Source organism: Streptomyces sp. NPDC048288 (assembly GCF_043201555.1).
Classification (GTDB): Bacteria; Actinomycetota; Actinomycetes; order Streptomycetales; family Streptomycetaceae; genus Streptomyces.
This window is the reverse complement of the sequence record NZ_JBICZD010000006.1, coordinates 377268-392892: the sequence shown is the minus strand read 5'-3', so window position 1 is coordinate 392892 and position 15625 is coordinate 377268. Positions and strand designations below refer to the sequence as shown.

14 protein-coding genes and 1 pseudogene are annotated in these 15625 nt (G+C 72.2%); 12 read left to right on the top strand and 3 right to left on the bottom strand.

Going from position 1 to position 15625, the window contains the following annotated elements; translation table 11 throughout:
* Positions 1-4: 4 nt before the first annotated feature.
* From ACGFZS_RS23725 to ACGFZS_RS23705, 5 genes and pseudogenes are all read left to right on the top strand, one after another.
* Positions 5-4927 (top strand): DNA repair ATPase, encoded by a 4923-nt coding sequence (locus ACGFZS_RS23725; protein WP_393796798.1) that lies wholly within the window; start codon positions 5-7, stop codon positions 4925-4927.
* Positions 4924-5055, top strand: a complete 132-nt coding sequence (locus ACGFZS_RS23720; protein ID WP_393654017.1) for a hypothetical protein — start codon at positions 4924-4926, stop codon at positions 5053-5055. The genes ACGFZS_RS23725 and ACGFZS_RS23720 overlap by 4 nt, the downstream gene beginning before the upstream one ends.
* 51 nt (positions 5056-5106) lie before the next feature.
* Positions 5107-5298, top strand: a pseudogene (locus ACGFZS_RS23715) (hypothetical protein); the annotation flags it as partial.
* A gap of 166 nt (positions 5299-5464) precedes the next feature.
* Positions 5465-5740, top strand: coding sequence for a hypothetical protein (locus ACGFZS_RS23710; RefSeq protein WP_393654015.1), 276 nt, complete (start codon positions 5465-5467; stop codon positions 5738-5740).
* Between the two features lie 55 nt (positions 5741-5795).
* Positions 5796-7100, top strand: coding sequence for an SLC13 family permease (locus ACGFZS_RS23705; RefSeq protein WP_393796797.1), 1305 nt, complete (start codon positions 5796-5798; stop codon positions 7098-7100).
* Positions 7101-7120: 20 nt separating this feature from the next.
* On the opposite strand, the gene ACGFZS_RS23700 is transcribed toward ACGFZS_RS23705, so the two are convergent.
* Complete coding sequence (locus ACGFZS_RS23700) at positions 7121-7603, bottom strand: CBS domain-containing protein (protein WP_393654011.1); 483 nt, start codon at positions 7601-7603, stop codon at positions 7121-7123.
* Between the two features lie 248 nt (positions 7604-7851).
* On the opposite strand from ACGFZS_RS23700, the gene ACGFZS_RS23695 reads away from it, so the two are divergent.
* Entirely contained in the window at positions 7852-8427 is a 576-nt protein-coding gene (locus ACGFZS_RS23695; RefSeq protein WP_393654828.1) for a TerD family protein, read from the top strand.
* Between the two features lie 9 nt (positions 8428-8436).
* Here the strand turns inward: ACGFZS_RS23695 and ACGFZS_RS23690 are convergent, their stop codons facing one another.
* Positions 8437-8859, bottom strand: a complete 423-nt coding sequence (locus tag ACGFZS_RS23690) for a hypothetical protein (protein WP_393654009.1) — start codon at positions 8857-8859, stop codon at positions 8437-8439.
* A gap of 65 nt (positions 8860-8924) precedes the next feature.
* Positions 8925-9383, bottom strand: coding sequence for an SRPBCC family protein (locus tag ACGFZS_RS23685; RefSeq protein ID WP_393654007.1), 459 nt, complete (start codon positions 9381-9383; stop codon positions 8925-8927).
* Positions 9384-9553: 170 nt separating this feature from the next.
* Between ACGFZS_RS23685 and ACGFZS_RS23680 the strand changes: the two genes are divergently transcribed.
* From ACGFZS_RS23680 to ACGFZS_RS23655, 6 genes are all read left to right on the top strand, one after another.
* Positions 9554-10291 (top strand): flavodoxin family protein, encoded by a 738-nt coding sequence (locus ACGFZS_RS23680; RefSeq protein ID WP_393654005.1) that lies wholly within the window; start codon positions 9554-9556, stop codon positions 10289-10291.
* A 181-nt stretch (positions 10292-10472) separates the two neighbouring features.
* On the top strand, positions 10473-11738 hold the full coding sequence (locus tag ACGFZS_RS23675; RefSeq protein WP_393797012.1) for a molybdopterin-dependent oxidoreductase: 1266 nt from the start codon (positions 10473-10475) through the stop codon (positions 11736-11738).
* Positions 11739-11740: 2 nt separating this feature from the next.
* On the top strand, positions 11741-12247 hold the full coding sequence (locus ACGFZS_RS23670; RefSeq protein ID WP_393654824.1) for a hypothetical protein: 507 nt from the start codon (positions 11741-11743) through the stop codon (positions 12245-12247).
* A 2-nt stretch (positions 12248-12249) separates the two neighbouring features.
* Entirely contained in the window at positions 12250-12975 is a 726-nt protein-coding gene (locus tag ACGFZS_RS23665) for a class I SAM-dependent methyltransferase (protein WP_393797011.1), read from the top strand.
* Between the two features lie 167 nt (positions 12976-13142).
* Entirely contained in the window at positions 13143-14774 is a 1632-nt protein-coding gene (locus ACGFZS_RS23660) for a molybdopterin-dependent oxidoreductase (RefSeq protein ID WP_393796796.1), read from the top strand.
* A 96-nt stretch (positions 14775-14870) separates the two neighbouring features.
* Positions 14871-15530 carry a fasciclin domain-containing protein gene (locus tag ACGFZS_RS23655; RefSeq protein WP_393796795.1) on the top strand — a complete coding sequence of 220 codons (660 nt, stop codon included), beginning with the start codon at positions 14871-14873 and terminating at the stop codon, positions 15528-15530.
* Positions 15531-15625: the final 95 nt, after the last annotated feature.

Below are 15625 nucleotides of genomic sequence, written 5' to 3'. Positions count from 1 at the left end.
ATCCATGAGCACCGGTCAGGACACCGGGACGTACGAGGCACAGGGCACCGACAAGCCGGACACCGGCGCCTACGCAGCTCCGGGCGCCGTCGCCCCGGACGCCGGCGCCTACGAGGTGCTGCGCATCCGGCTCACCGCCCAGGCCGCCGAACTCGCCCGCCGCGCCGAGGCCCTGAACGCCCGCCGCACCGAGCAGTTCGGCTCGACCCGCCTCGAACTCGCCGGCACCGGACAACTGCGCACCGGGCACGCCAGTGTGCCCCGCGACCTCGTCGCCGTGGGCGACACGCTCCTCCTCGGCCACAACTCCGGGCCCGGGAACGGGAACGCGGTCGGCGACGTCTTCGCGCTCTACGACCGGGACCTGAACCGGCTGCCCGACGACGCCGTCCCCGGCCTGCTCGACGACCCGGCGTTCGTCCGCGAGACGGCCGACCTCCACCGCTACTACCGCCAGGCCCGGCTGCTCCGGCTCCACCGGGTGGACGGCAAGCTGCTCGCCGTCTTCCAGACCGGTGACCAGGCCGGCGACACCCGCGTCCTGCGCTGGGCACTCACCGACGACGGCCGGGCGTCGTTCGTGGACGCGCGCGGTGACCGCGACCACGTCCCGCCACCGTCCCACGACGTCGAGTGGACCGCGACGACCCGCGAGGACCACGTCCCGGGCCGCCATCCGCACGTCTCCGTCGGAGGCGAGGTGTTCGTCGACACGCTCGGCGGGACACTGACCGTCAAGGTCGAGAACGACACCGGGACGGACGAGGGCATCTACTCCGAGCCGGTCGACGAGCCGCTGCAGTCCCTCGCCGACGCGGACATCGCCCACGCCCGCGTGGGCTCGCTGGTCCTGCTGCGGATCCGCCCCTACAAGGAGGACGCCGACCGGCACCTGGTCTTCAACACGCTGACCAGGAACGTCGTCCGCCTGGACGGCATCGGCCCGGCCTGCCGCCGCCTGCCCGAGGACCAGGGCGTCGTCTTCCCCGGCGGCTACTGCCTGGCCACGGGCACCCACCGCACGTACGACCTCGACATCGCGGACCTGGAGTTCGAGCGCGAGGTGCGCTCGCCGAACGGCGAGGACGTGCTGTACGCCTTCCACTCGCGGGTCACGGGCCGCAGCCTGCTGCTGTCGTACAACATGATCCGCAAGGAGGTCGCCGCCCCGCTGTCCGGCCACGGCTGGGCCCTGTTCGAGGACGGCATGCTGGCGGTCCTGCACGCCGACGGCGACGACGCCCGGCGGGTGCACCCGCTCCAGCTGTGGAACTCCCCGTACGTCTCCGACACCCACGCGGCCGCGCGGCCACTCGGCACCGGTCCGCTCGCCCGGATCGGCAACGCCGACCTGGTGCGCGGCATCTCCGACTGCCTGTCCCTCACCCGCGCGGTCGCCGAGTCGACACCTACGACCGAGGTGTACGAAGCACTGGCCGCCGCGTGTGTCCGCGCGACCGACATCCACCACTGGCTGGGCGATCCGGAACTCGGCGACCTGAACGAGCCGCTCGCACAGGTCCGCGCCACGGCAGAACAGGTGCTGACCGAGTTCGCGACCGTCCAGACCCTCACCCGGCAGACCGCCGCCGCGCTCACCGAGGCCGACGCGCGGATCGCCGCGGTCGTACGACGTCTGCGCGGCGAGGTCCCGCCGGGCGCCGCAGGCTGGGTCGCCGGCCTGACCGAACTCCGCCATGCCCAGGGGCACCTGCTCACTCTCAGGGACAGGCGGTACGCGGACACCGCCCGCATCGACGAGCTGGCCGGCGCCACCGAGGCCGACCTCGCCGCCTTCGGCCGGCGGGCCGTCACCCACCTGGCCCGCGAGGACGCCTTCGCCGAACACCGGGCGGACGTCGAGCGGCTCAGCGCCGACGCCGGGGCGATCGTCACGGCCGCCGAGGCCGCGCCGGTCTCCGCACGCCTCGCCGAACTCGCCGACGGGCTGCGGACGGTGACCGAGGTCGTCGCCGGGCTCGACGGCGGCGACGCCACCGTGCGTACCGTCGTCCTGGAGCGGATCGCCGAGATCCTCGGCGGTCTCAACCGCGCCCGCGCCACCCTCGACGGCCGCCGCCGCGACCTCCTCGACCACGAGGGACGCGCCGCGTTCGCCGCCGAGTCCGCCCTGCTCGGCCAGACCGTCACCGGCGCGCTCGCCGCCGCCGGCAGCCCCGAGGCGTGCGACGAGCAACTGGCCCGGGTTCTCGTGCACATCGAGGACCTGGAGTCGCGGTTCGCCGAGTCCGACGACTTCCTCGGCACGCTCGCCGACAAGCGCGACGAGGTCCACGAGGCGTTCGCCGCCCGCAAGCAGAGCCTCGCCGACGCCCGCGCCCGCCGCGCCGAACGCCTCGCCGACTCCGCCGCCCGCGTCCTCGGCACGGTGACCCGGCGTGCCGCGACCCTCGCGGACACGGACGCCGTCACCACGTACTTCAGCTCCGACCCGCTGCCCGCCAAGATCCGCCGCGCCATCGGCGAACTCCGCGAACTCGGCGACCAGGTACGGGCGGAGGAACTCGACGGCCGCCTCAAGGCAGCCCGCCAGGAGGCCCTGCGTGCCCTGCGCGACCGCGGTGACCTGTACGCCGACGACGGCCGTACGCTCCGCCTCGGCACCCACCGCTTCGCCGTCCACACCCAGCCCCTGGAACTCACCCTGGTCCCGCACGGCGACGGCCTCGCCTTCGCCGTCACCGGCACCGACTACCGCGCGCCGGTCACCGACCCGGACTTCGCGGCCACCCGCCCCTACTGGGACCGCCCGCTGCCCTCGGAGTCCCCGGCGGTCTACCGCGCCGAACACCTCGCCTCCCGGCTCCTGGACGAACACGGCCCGGTCGCGCTCGCGGAGGCCGACCTGCCCGGCCTGGTCCGGCAGGCGGCGGAGGCGGCCTACGACGAGGGGTACGAGCGAGGCGTCCACGACCACGACGCCGTACTGATCCTCGCGGCCCTGCTGCGTCTGCACGACGGCGCGGGCCCGCTCCGCCACCGGCCCGCCGCCCGCGCCGCCGCCCAGCTGTTCTGGGCGCACGGAACCACCCCCGGCGAGCGCACGGCCTGGACCACCCGGGCCTGCTCCCTGGCCCGCGCCCGCGACACCTTCGGCCTCGCCCCGGCCATCGCCGACCTGGAAGAGGAACTGTCGGAGGCGATCGGCGGCCCCACCGCGACCACCGCCGCCGGCTACCTCTTCGAGGAACTCACCACCGGGCCCGCCGGGTTCGTCATCAGTACCGGCGCCCGCACGCTGCTCGACAAGTTCCGCCGCGCCGTGGGTACGTCGGCGTACGAAGACGACCTCACGGCCATCGGTCCCCTGGCCGACCGCCGGCAACTCGTCGAGGGGTGGTTGACGTCGTACACCACGGCGACCGGGGTGGACGTCGACGCCGGAGACCTCGCGGAGGCGGTGGCGGCCGAGCTCTGCCCGGAGCTTCTCCGCTACGAATCCGACGCACCGCTGACCGAGACCGTCGAAGGGCTGCTCGGCACCCACCCGCGCATCAGCCGCCGTACGCTCACCGTCCGGATCGACGAACTCCTCGCCCGCACCCGGGAGTTCCGCACCCACGAGATCCCCGCGCACCGCGCCTGCCAACGGCGCCGCACGGCACTGGTGGCCGCCGAGCGCACGCGGATCCGGCTGGACGAGCACCGGCCGCGGGTGACGCCCACGTTCGTCCGCAACCGGCTCGTCGACGAGGTCTACCTGCCGCTGATCGGGGACAGCCTCGCCGGGCAGCTCGGCACCACCGGCGGGACGAAGCGCACCGACACCGGCGGCCTCCTCCTGCTCGTCTCCCCGCCGGGCTACGGCAAGACGACCCTCGTCGAGTACGTCGCCGACCGCCTCGGCCTGCTCCTGGTCAAGGTCGACGGCCCGGCGCTCGGGCCCGCGGTCACCTCGCTCGACCCCGCCGAGGCCCCGGACGTCACGGCCCGCCGGGAGGTCGAGAAGATCAACTTCGCGCTGGAGGCCGGCAACAACACCCTCCTCTACCTGGACGACATCCAGCACACCTCGCCCGAACTGCTGCAGAGGTTCATCCCGCTGTGCGACGCCACCCGCCGCATCGAGGGCGTACGGGACGGGGAGCCGCACACCTACGACCTCAGGGGCAAGCGCTTCGCCGTCTGCATGGCCGGAAACCCCTACACCGGGTCCGGGGGCCGCTTCCAGGTCCCCGACATGCTCGCCAACCGCGCCGACGTGTGGAACCTCGGTGACGTCCTGACGGGCAGGGAGGACGCCTTCGCGCTCAGCTTCATCGAGAACGCCCTGACCGCCAACCCGGACCTCGCCCCGCTCGCCGGTCGCGACCGGGCCGACCTCGACCTGCTGGTCCGTATGGCGGAGGGCGACCCCACGGCCCGCGCGGACCGCCTCCTGCACCCGTACCCGCCTGCCGAGCTGGAACGGATCCTGGCGGTGCTGCGCCATCTGCTGGCCGCCCGGGAGACGGTCCTCGCGGTCAACGCCGCCTACATCGCCTCGGCCGCCCAGCCCGACGCCACCCGCACCGAACCGCCCTTCCGGCTCCAGGGCTCCTACCGCACCATGAACAGGATCGCCCAGCGCATCCAGCCGGTCATGGACCGCGCCGAACTCGCCGCCGTCCTCGACGACCACTACACCGCCGACGCCCGCACCCTCACCTCCGGTGCCGAGGCCAACCTGCTGAAACTGGCCGAGCTGCGCGGCACGCTGACCGCCGAGCAGGCCGTGCGGTGGAGCGAAGTGAAAACCGCGTACGTCCGCACCCAGTCCCTCGGCGGCCCGGAGAGCGACCCGCTCACCCGCGCCGTCTCCGCCCTCGCACTGCTCGCCGACCGGATCGCGGCCGTGGAGGCGGCGATCGACCGGGCCGCCTGCCCCGGCACCCGGCACACGGCCGCGCGGAAGGAGAGCCCATGACGCCCTTCCTGATCCCCGTCGCCGTCGCCGTACTGGTCGTGGCGGTCTGCACGAGCGCACTGGTACGTCGGGACCGGCGTCGGACGGCACGGGCCCACCGGAGCGGGTTCCCGCATGAGCAGGACTGATCCGACTCTCGTCCGGCGGCCGGCCCGGCCGGCCGAGAAGGGCGCCGGCGCTTCCGGCGCCACGGCGACGCTCCGCGCGGCACCGGAGTGAGGCCCGGCCTCGCGGTCGCCCAGGGTTTCGCCGAGGCCATGGGCCGCACTCTCGCGGCCGAGGACACCCCGGGCGGCGGGCTCACGATGATTCCCACCGTCCCGGTGGCAGCCGGTGCGACCGCCCACCCGTCGTCGACGGCCGCCACGTAGCCCCGCGCGCGAGACTCGTTGCCGGGCACCGGCAACCTGGCCTCCGCGACGGTGCGCGTAAGCGTTCTGTCAAAGACGCATCAAGAACAGGTAGGGTTCCCACCGGTGTGCCGGGAAGCCTGGTCGGCGAACAGAGGTGTTCTCTCTTCCGATCGGGGTGTGACCAGTGGTACTCGTCGCTGTCTTCGGGGTGGCGCTGCTGATCGCGGTACTGCTCTCCGGGCTCGTCATCCTCTACGGCCTGTGCCACCGCACCCATGCCAACCCCTACCCGGCCGCGTTCCCCGCGGAGCCGGCGAAGTTCGCCACGCTGCCGGCGCCGGCGATCGCGCTGATCCGCCCGGCGTCGCTGCTGATCTCACTGGCCGGCGCCCGGTTCGAGCGGCGGGAGAAGCTCACCGCCGCGTGGTTCGGGCCCATGGGCTTCGCCTCGGTGGTGTGACGACGCGCCCGACCACGCAGACCCCGCAGGCCGACATGGAGAGAAAGACCGCCGTATGAGCGATTGGCAGAGCTGGGCGGCCGTGGCCGTGTTCGCGGGCGCGTACGTCCTGATCATCAGCGAGCGCGTGCACCGGACGGCCGCGGCCCTCGGCGGCGCCGGACTGATGCTCGTCATCAGCGCCACCGACGACAAGGCCGCGTTCTACTCCGAGCACACCGGCATCGACTGGAACGTGATCTTCCTGCTGCTCGGGATGATGGCGATCGTCGGCGTGCTCCGGCAGACCGGCCTGTTCGAGTACCTGGCGATCTGGTCGGTCAAGCGGGCCCGGGGCAGACCCTTCCGGGTGATGGCGATGCTGATACTCATCACGGCGACGGCGTCCGCCCTCCTCGACAACGTCACCACCGTGCTGCTGGTCGCCCCGGTCACCCTGCTGGTGTGCGAGCGCCTCGCTCTCCCCTCCGCGCCGTTCCTGATCGCCGAGGTGTTCGCCGCCAACATCGGCGGCACCGCGACCCTGGTCGGCGACCCGCCCAACATCATCATCGCCAGCCGCGCCGGACTGACCTTCAACGACTTCCTGGTCCACCTCGCCCCGATCTCCGCCGTCCTGACGGTGGTACTGCTGGCGCTGTGCCGGGTGCTGTTCCGCAAGGCGTTCGTCTACGACGAGGAGCGCGCCGAACAGGTCATGGCCCTGACGGAACGCGAGGCCATCCGCGACCCACGGCTGCTGTGGCAGGGGCTGGCCGTCCTGGCGCTCGTCGTCGCCGGCTTCGTCCTGCACCCCGTGCTGCACTACGAACCGAGCGTGGTCGCCCTGCTCGGCGCCGGTCTGCTGGTCGCCGTGTCGAAGGTGGACACCCGGGACGTCCTGGGCGAGGTGGAGTGGCCCACCCTCGCCTTCTTCGCCGGCCTGTTCGTGATGGTCGGCGCCCTGATCGGGACCGGGGTCATCGGGGAGCTGTCCCGCGCTCTGGCGGACGCCACCGGCGGCCGGGAACTCGGCGCCATGCTCACCCTGCTGGGCGGCTCGGCGGTGCTGTCCGGCGTCGTCGACAACATCCCCTACGTGGCCACCATGGCACCCATCACCGCCGACCTGGTCAAGGACATGGGCGGCGCGGCCGACGGTCACCACGTGCTGTGGTGGGCGCTGGCCCTGGGCGCCGACCTGGGCGGCAACGCCACCGCGATCGGCGCCAGCGCCAACGTCGTCGTCCTCGGCATCGCCGAACGCAACCGGCAGCCCATCTCCTTCTGGCAGTTCACCAAGTACGGCCTCGTCGTCACGGCCGTGACCGTGCTGATCAGCGCTCTGTACCTGTGGGTGCGGTACTTCGCCCTGGCCTGAGCCGGCTGCCGGCTGCCGGCTCAGGCGGTCGGCGTACCCGCCGCGCCCGCCCTGCCCAGCAGCTCGTGCAGCAGGTGCGAGGCGGTGACGACTCCGAGCAGATGAGTGCCGGCCTTGTCCTTCGTGGCGACGGCGACGAGGGGGCTGCGCACCCGTGCCATCAGTGCGGCGACCTCCAGCGCGGTGTCGTCCGGGTCGGCGATCGGTGGCGCGGGTGCCGTACCCGACAGGCAGTCGCCGACCCGGCGGCCGGCCAGCGCCTGGCAGAGCCGGTCGGCGTGCTGCTCGTCGACCACCGCCGCGAGCGCGGGGTCCTCGACGACGTATGCCGGGACCAGCACCTTGACCATCTGGGAGGCCGGCAGGATCGCCTTCGGCTCCCCGCGCTCGTCCAGCACGAGCAGCGCCGGCAGCTTGTGCTCGGCCATCAGCCGCGCCGCCTCCAGCGCGTCGCTGTCGACGCTCACCGACTGGTACTCCACCGCCAGATCACGTGCGCGCACGTCCGGCTCCCGTCTTCCCGAAACGTCCCCGTGTCCAGGTTCGTACCCGGCCCGCGCGGCGCACCAGGTCATCGGGCAGAAACATACGCAACCTGAACACCGTCAGGGGTGACCCCCGTCCCGTCCCTCCGCACCGCTCGTCGAGAAGGGCGTCAAGGAAGCATCAATTCGCTGGTCACAGGCCATACTTCACGGGTGGGGGCCGACTGGGCCCTCAGCGGTCCGGCGCGGGGAGGCGACAACCGGTGGTGAGCACTGTCGGCGAGGGACTCGGCAAGGTCGAGGTACGGCTGAAATGGGACCCGAGTCCTTTCGGGGAACCGGCCCGGCATCTCGACATCGTCGCAGCGACCTACTCCGCGGACGACCCCCACGGACGGCCGGAGTACATCGTCCACTACGACAGCCGGTCACCCGACGGCACGATCAACATGACCCGGCACAGCCGGACCGGCCAGGGCTTCGGCTACGTCGAGGTGATGGTGCTGGAGTTCGACCGCCTCGCGGCCGCCTACGGCCGGGTCGTGGTGGGGGTGGTCATCCACCAGGACGGCGGACGCCGGACCTTCGGCGACATCCACAACGCCGGGGTGCTGGTCGTCCAGCGCTACACCGAACTGCTGGCCGACGACTTCACGCAGGTCGCCGACTCCACCGCCACCACCGTGGCCGAGTTCGTCAGAAACGGCTCGGGGGAGTGGGAGATGCACGAGATGATCCGGGGATCCGACAGCGACCCGGTGCCCTTCACCCTGGAGATGGGCAACGCCTCCTGGCCCCGCAGCGGCCACACTCCGGAGGAGCGTCCGGCCGGAACGGTCTGAACGCGCCGCTCAGGACGCGCCCCGCCGGACCGGCAGCGCGCGGGCGAGGCCGACCTGGTCCAGGATCGACCTGGCCCGGTCGTCGGCGTGCGTGACGACCAGCCGGGTGCCGTGGGCGCGAGCGGCACGCCGCGCTGCGCCACCACCCGGAGCAGCGCACGACGATGACCGCCGCACTGCGCTCGCTCGACAGCCGGACGCCCGGCTGAGCCGGTGTCCGGACCGGCCGACCGTCCGGTCCGTAACCACTCGGCGCGGTAGCGGGTCCTGCTCGGACGGCAGGCTCGCCGCGAGGGCGTGCCTCTGGCCGATCCACTCGCCGAGCACCTCGTCCTCAGCGACGGCGGAGGACGCGACCACGATCCAGCCGCGCGTCGGACGGTCCGTCATGTAGGAGATCCGCGCGCCCGGACAGGCCGGTGCGGCGTCCATGTCCTCTGGACCCGCTCGGACCGGATCCGCTCCGCCAGTCTCCGCCCGTCCTTCGTCGTACGCCGTCACGTGCCGCCTTCGCGACCGGTGAGCCGACGTTCGAGAGCGCGCAGGTCCTTGCCGAGAGAGGACCGGACCTGGCGGGACGTCAGGGGTTCGGCCAGCCGGAGCAGGCCGCCGGGGCCACCGCGGACCCGGATACCGGCCAGGGTTCCCCGCGGATGGGACTCGAAGGAGTAGGTGACGTGCATGGGCATGGGGGCGGCCGAAGCGACCATGTCCAGCAGCCGCGGCGGGTCGTACCCGGTCACCCGCAGGACGTAGTCGAAGCGCCGACCGAGGAACCGGGCCGTACGGGTGACCTCGGCACCCACGCCGAACCCACCGCCGTCCGCCTCCCTGGTCAGCTCGGCCCTGCGGATGCCCTGGGTCCACTCCGCGTCGTGACGCCAGTCCATGGCGTACGCGGCGACCCGGTCGGGCGGCAGCGGGATCACCCGGCGCACGGTCACGTCGATTGCCACAGGCCCAGGGTCCCAGCCGGTGCCGGAGACCGCACCACAGCGGACGGATGCGGTCGAGGTCATTCGGAGGCACTGCTGTGGCACCTGACGAAAGTGACTCGCATGCTGGACCTCGGACATGGACGACTTGCCACGCACCATGTGATGGCAGGGCCCCTCAGGAGGATCGTGTGACCGCTTCGTCGCCCGCCACCGACGCACCGCCGGCCCGGTACGACGACCTGCGCGCCCTGGTGATCAACTGCACCCTCAAGCGCTCGCCGGAGACCAGCAACACCCAGGGGCTGATCGACCGCAGCACCGCCATCATGGAAGCGCAGGGAGTGCACGTCGACGTCGTCCGCGCCGTGGACCACGACATCGCCACCGGGGTGTGGCCCGACATGACCGAGCACGGCTGGGCGACGGACGCCTGGCCGGACCTGTACCGGCAGGTCCTGGCGGCCGACATCCTCGTGCTGGCCGGGCCCATCTGGCTGGGCGACAACAGTTCCGTGACGAAGCGGGTGATCGAGCGTCTCTACGCCTGCTCCAGCCTGCTCAACGAGGCGGGCCAGTACGCCTACTACGGCCGGGTCGGCGGCTGTCTGATCACGGGTAACGAGGACGGCGTCAAGCACTGTGCCATGAACGTCCTCTACAGCCTGCAGCACCTGGGCTACACCATCCCGCCGCAGGCGGACGCCGGATGGATCGGCGAGGCGGGCCCCGGGCCGTCGTACCTCGACCCCGGCTCGGGCGGTCCGGAGAACGAGTTCACCAACCGCAACACGACCTTCATGACCTGGAACCTGCTGCACCTGGCCCGGGTGCTGAAGGACCTGGGCGGCATTCCCGCCTACGGCAACCAGCGCACCGCCTGGGACGCCGGCTGCCGCCGCGACAACGAGAACCCCGAACACCGGTAGGGGGAGGCGGATGGCAAGCGGCGGACGACCGTCGGGTTCGGCCCCCCGCAGTGGGCCGCCGCGCGGGGGACCGGACGAGAGGCGTGCACGGGACCGGCTGAGGCGGGTGCGGGCCGACGGGGCGGCTGCGGTGGCGTCGGTGGCCGCCCGTACCCGTACGGCGGCGCGGCGCGTCAGCCAGATGCCCCCGCCCCCGGGGCCGTTCCGGCCGGGTTTCTGGCGCAGCCCGATCCGCGGGCCATGGCTGACCTCGGTGTTCGGCCTGGTCCTCCTCATCGGCATTCCGCTGCTGTTCCTCACCGGACTGCTCTCCTACGCCGCCTACAACCCCGACCTGAGCCCCCTCAACGACGAGACCCCCGACAAGGGCGTACTGGGCTTCTACCTCTTCAGCTGGCCCACCCACCCGTACTGGCTCTACCGGCTGCTCCAGGGCGTGCACGTGACACTGGGCGTGGTCCTCGTACCGGTGCTGCTGGCCAAGCTGTGGTCGGTGATCCCGAAGCTCTTCGAATGGCTGCCGGTACGCTCCGCCGCCCACGGCCTGGAGCGGTTGTCCCTGCTGACGCTGGTCGGCGGCGTCATCTTCGAATTCGTCACCGGGATCCTGAACATCCAGCTCTACTACGTCTTCCCGGGCTCGTTCTACCGCCTGCACTTCTACGGCGCCTGGGTGTTCATCGCCGCCTTCGTCGTCCACGTGTGCCTCAGACTCGGCCGGATGACCCGGGCCCTGCGCTCACGCAGCCTGAGGGCCGAACTGCGCACCGACCTCGCCCACACCGTGCCCGAACCACCCGATCCCGACGGCCTGGTGGCGAGCGCCCCCGCTGCACCGACGATGACCCGCCGCGGCGCCCTCGGCATGGTGGGCGCGGGATCGCTGCTCCTCCTCGTCGTGACCGCCGGACAGAGCATCGGTGGTTGGATGCGTGCCACCGCACTGCTCGCCCCGCACAACCGCGACCCCGGCAGCGGCCCGAACGCCTTCCAGATCAACAAGACGGCGGCGAAGGTCGGCATCACCCCCGCGCTCGTCGGCCCCACCTGGCGACTGGAGGTCCACGGACACGGAGCACCACAGATCCTCACCCGCGAGCAGCTCCTGGCGATGCCCCAGCATGCCGCCGCACTGCCGATCGCCTGCGTGGAGGGATGGTCCACCGAGGACCAGCACTGGAGCGGCCTGCGGCTTGCCGACCTCGCCGCTCTCGCCGGCCTGCCCGGTGCGGGAAGCGTCCTGGTCCAGTCGATCCAACCGCCCGGCCCCTTCACCCGGGTGGTGCTGCGCGGCAACCAGATCCACGACCCCCGAGCTCTGCTCGCCCTCCGCGTCAACGGCGCGGACCTCTCGCTCGACCACGGCTACCCGGCCCGCGTCATCGTCCCGGCCAACCCCGGCGTGAACAACACGAAGTGGGTCCACCGGCTCACCTTCAGGGCGTGACCATGGCACGATTCGTCCGCTGGTACGGCTCCGGCCCCCTGCACCTGCTCGTCCTGATCGCCTCGTTCGCCCTCACCGGCTACGCCATGGTGCGCCTGTTCGCCGTCCAGCCCTGGGACGTGGCGATCTGGTTCGTCGGCGCGGCCGTCCTCCACGACCTGATCCTGCTGCCCCTGTACTCGCTGGCCGACCTGTCGGCCCTCTCCGTGCTACGGCACCGGGCCGACGCCTCCGACAGGCCGACGGCGCCATGGATCAACCACCTGCGCGTCCCCGCCTTCCTGTCCGGTCTGCTCCTGCTGGTCTGGTTCCCCCTCATCCTCCGTCTGGCAGTCCCCTACCCCGGTGACACGGGCCTGTCCGACGGCGTCTACCTCGGCCGATGGCTGGCCGTCACCGGCGCGCTCTTCACGGCCTCCGCGGCCGCCTTCGCGGTGAGACTGCGCCGCGCGCGCCGATCGGGCGACGACGGGCGCCGGCCCCCGGCCGGGGATGGCGCGGCACCGTGACAATGGACGAGGACGAGCCGTACGACGCCGACGGGGACCCCTACGCGCTCGCCCTGCGACCCGGCCGCGCGCCGGTGTACCTGCGGCTGGACGACGGGCGCCGCATCCGGATGCCGGTCCACCGCTGGCACGAGCGGCCCACGGCGGCCGACAACACCGTCCTGGAACGCTGCGCCGGCCCCGTCATCGACATCGGCTGCGGCCCGGGCCGCATGTGCAGAGCGCTCCTGAGCCAGGGAGTCTTCGCCCTCGGGGTCGACATCACACCTCGCGCGGTCGCACTGACCTGCGCCCTGGGCGGGCTCGCACTGCGTGCGTCGGTCTTCGACCGGCTGCCGGCCGAGAGGGGCTGGCAGACGGTGCTGCTCATCGACGGCAACATCGGCATCGGAGGCGACCCGCGTGGCCTGCTGCGCCGCTGCGGCGCCCTCATCGCCCCCACCGGATGCCTCGTCGTCGAGGTCGACCCCCAGGACGTGCAAGAGCGGTGCGCCGCCCGGTTCGAGAACGTCCAGGGCCAGGCCGGACCGTACTTTCCCTGGGCCCGGCTGGGACGACCAGCGCTGCACAGGATCGCCGCCGGGCTCGCCCTCACCGTCAGCGACCAGTGGACGAGCGGCCACCGCTGCTTCGCCACCCTCACCCACCGGGAACCATCCCGCGACCGCTCGGACGCGGACCCCGCAGCGACGGAGGACGGCCGCGCACCAGCTTCACCGCAAGGGTGAAGGCAGGGCCGTCCGCACGTGCGCCGGCGTCGACGGTGATGATCGTGTCCGTCGGCGCACAACCGGGTAATCCGTCGCGGAATGCGGGGCGGATTGGTGCGAAATCTCTTTTCACCTGATCAGGTCCGGGACCAATCCGCCCCGTGGTGCAGAACCGGATTCCCCGCGTGAGGGACGAAGAGAGGGATCGGCGAGTACGGCCTGGCGGGCCGCGGCTGGCGCTGGGTGCGCTCAGCGGGGCGCTGGCCGGCTTCACCGCGCTGGCGGTGGCCGAACCGGTCGCGGCCTGGGTGCGTCCGCAGTCCGGTCCGGTCATCGTGGTGGGCGGCGCGTCCATCGACGCGACTCCCGCCGCGGTCAAGGACTGGGCGATCCGTCACTTCGGCACCGACGACAAGCTCGTGCTGCAGCTCGGCATCCTCGCCGTGCTGACCCTCCTGGCCTTGGCGCTGGGTGCGCTGGCGGTGCGGTGGCGGCGGGTCGGAGCCGCCGGGGTTCTGCTCTTCGGGGTGGTCGGGGCGGCGGCTGCGGCAGGCCGGCCCGACTCCACCGGCGTCGCCGACACACTGCCCTCCGTCGTGGGAGCCCTTGCCGGGGCTCTGCTCCTGTACGTCCTGACAGGCCGTCTGACCGCGGCCGGGCGGCCGACGACACCGGGAAACGGGACGGTGCCCGGGGAACCGGGAGCCGGTCTGCCGGGGTCAGGGGGATGGGACCGGCGGGGATTCGTCCTCGCGGCAACCTCCGCCGCGGCGGCGTCCGCCGTCGTGGGCGCGGCCGGCCGGTCACTGAACGCCTCGCGCGGTCAGAACGCCGTTGCCTCACGTGCCGAGGTCGTGCTGCCTCGACCGGGATCACCGGCGCAGCCGGTACCCGGGAGGGCCGCACTACGCGTCCCGGGAATCAGTCCCTTCACCACCCCGAACAGCGGTTTCTACCGGGTGGACACCGCGCTCGTGGTGCCCGAGGTGGACGCCACCACCTGGCGGCTGCGTATCCACGGCAAGGGCATGCGCCGTACGGCCACCTACTCCTTCGACGACCTGCTCGGCAGGGAGTTGATCGAGCGGGACATCACCCTGACCTGTGTCTCCAACGAGGTCGGCGGCCCGTATGTGGGCAACGCCCGCTGGACGGGCGTGCGGCTGGCCGACCTGCTGGCCGAGTGCGGGGTGAGGCCACCGTCCCGGGGCGGCCCGGCGGACCAGCTGGTGGCGCGTTCGGTGGACGGCATGACCATCGGCAGTCCGGTCGAGGACGTCATGGACGGCCGCGACTCACTGCTCGCCCTCGGCATGAACGGTGAGCCGTTGCCCTTCGAACACGGCTTCCCGCTGCGGATGGTGGTCCCGGGCCTGTACGGGTTCGTCTCCGCCTGCAAGTGGATCGAGGACATCGAGCTCACCACCTTCGACGCCTACGACCCCTACTGGGTCAGGCGCGGCTGGGCTCGCAGGGCCCCGGTCAAGACCCAGTCGCGGATCGACACCCCCAAGCCCTTCGCCCGCCCCAAGGCCGGCACGGTGATGGTCGCCGGGGTCGCCTGGGCACAGCACCGGGGCATCGACAAGGTCGAGGTCCGCGTCGACGACGGGCCCTGGCAGGAAGCCCACCTGGCCGCCGAGGACACCCGGGACACCTGGCGGCAGTGGTCCCTGCCCTGGCAGGCCATCCCGGGCAGCCACGCCCTCACCGTACGGGCCACCGACCGCACCGGCACCGTCCAGACCGACCGACGCACCCGCACGATCCCCGACGGCGCCGGCGGATGGCACTCCGTCGTCGTGACCGTCGACTGACCACCTGCCCCAGGACCCCCAGGTCCCTTCCGAAGCCAACTTTCCTTCCCCCCTGGCACAGCCGCATCGTGCTGCGCCCTTCCACAGGAGAACAAGATGAACACCCGTATCCGCCGGAGCACCGGCCTGCTCGTCGCCGCCGCCGTCCTGCCCCTCGCCCTGACCGCCTGCTCGGGCAGCGGCGACTCCGGAAAGTCCGGCTCCTCCGACAAGGCGTCCGCGTCGGCCACCGAGGGCGGCGACGACATGAGCGGTTCCGGCAGCAGCGCGAGCAGCATGGACCAGCCGTTCGGCACGGCCTGCACCGCGGTGCCGAAGACCGGTGCCGGCTCCTTCGACGGCATGGCCCAGGACCCGGTCGCCACCGCCGCCTCCAACAACCCGGCACTTTCCACCCTCGTGACGGCGGTGAAGAAGGCCGGTCTGGTCGACACCCTCAACAACGCGCAGGACATCACGGTGTTCGCGCCGACCAACGACGCCTTCGCCAAGATCCCGAAGGCCACCCTGGACAAGGTCCTGTCCGACAAGGCCGAGCTGACGAAGATCCTCACCTACCACGTCGTGGGCAAGAAGCTGGCCCCGAAGGACCTGGAGAACGGCTCCTTCGACACGCTGGAGAAGTCGAAGGTCACGACGTCCGGTTCGGGCGAGTCCTACACCGTCGACGACTCCGCCAAGGTCGTGTGCGGCAACGTGAAGACCGCCAACGCCAACGTGTACATCATCGACACCGTTCTCATGCCCAAGAGCTGACTCCTGCCGGCCGGGGGCGCCCGCCCTGCCTGGTCGCCTTGACGGGAGCGATCCAGGCTGCGCGCGTCCTCGTGCCGGACATCCGCCCGGGGAGG

What these genes read in the sequence shown, in the direction of transcription:
- ACGFZS_RS23655 (WP_393796795.1), top strand. Translation starts at nt 14,871, where the DNA reads ATGAACACCCGTATCCGCCGGAGCACCGGCCTGCTCGTCGCCGCCGCC.
- ACGFZS_RS23690 (WP_393654009.1), bottom strand. Translation starts at nt 8,859, where the DNA reads ATGGACGCCGCACCGGCCTGTCCGGGCGCGCGGATCTCCTACATGACG.
- ACGFZS_RS23705 (WP_393796797.1), top strand. Translation starts at nt 5,796, where the DNA reads ATGAGCGATTGGCAGAGCTGGGCGGCCGTGGCCGTGTTCGCGGGCGCG.
- ACGFZS_RS23670 (WP_393654824.1), top strand. Translation starts at nt 11,741, where the DNA reads ATGGCACGATTCGTCCGCTGGTACGGCTCCGGCCCCCTGCACCTGCTC.
- ACGFZS_RS23675 (WP_393797012.1), top strand. Translation starts at nt 10,473, where the DNA reads ATGCCCCCGCCCCCGGGGCCGTTCCGGCCGGGTTTCTGGCGCAGCCCG.
- ACGFZS_RS23720 (WP_393654017.1), top strand. Translation starts at nt 4,924, where the DNA reads ATGACGCCCTTCCTGATCCCCGTCGCCGTCGCCGTACTGGTCGTGGCG.
- ACGFZS_RS23665 (WP_393797011.1), top strand. Translation starts at nt 12,250, where the DNA reads ATGGACGAGGACGAGCCGTACGACGCCGACGGGGACCCCTACGCGCTC.
- ACGFZS_RS23725 (WP_393796798.1), top strand. Translation starts at nt 5, where the DNA reads ATGAGCACCGGTCAGGACACCGGGACGTACGAGGCACAGGGCACCGAC.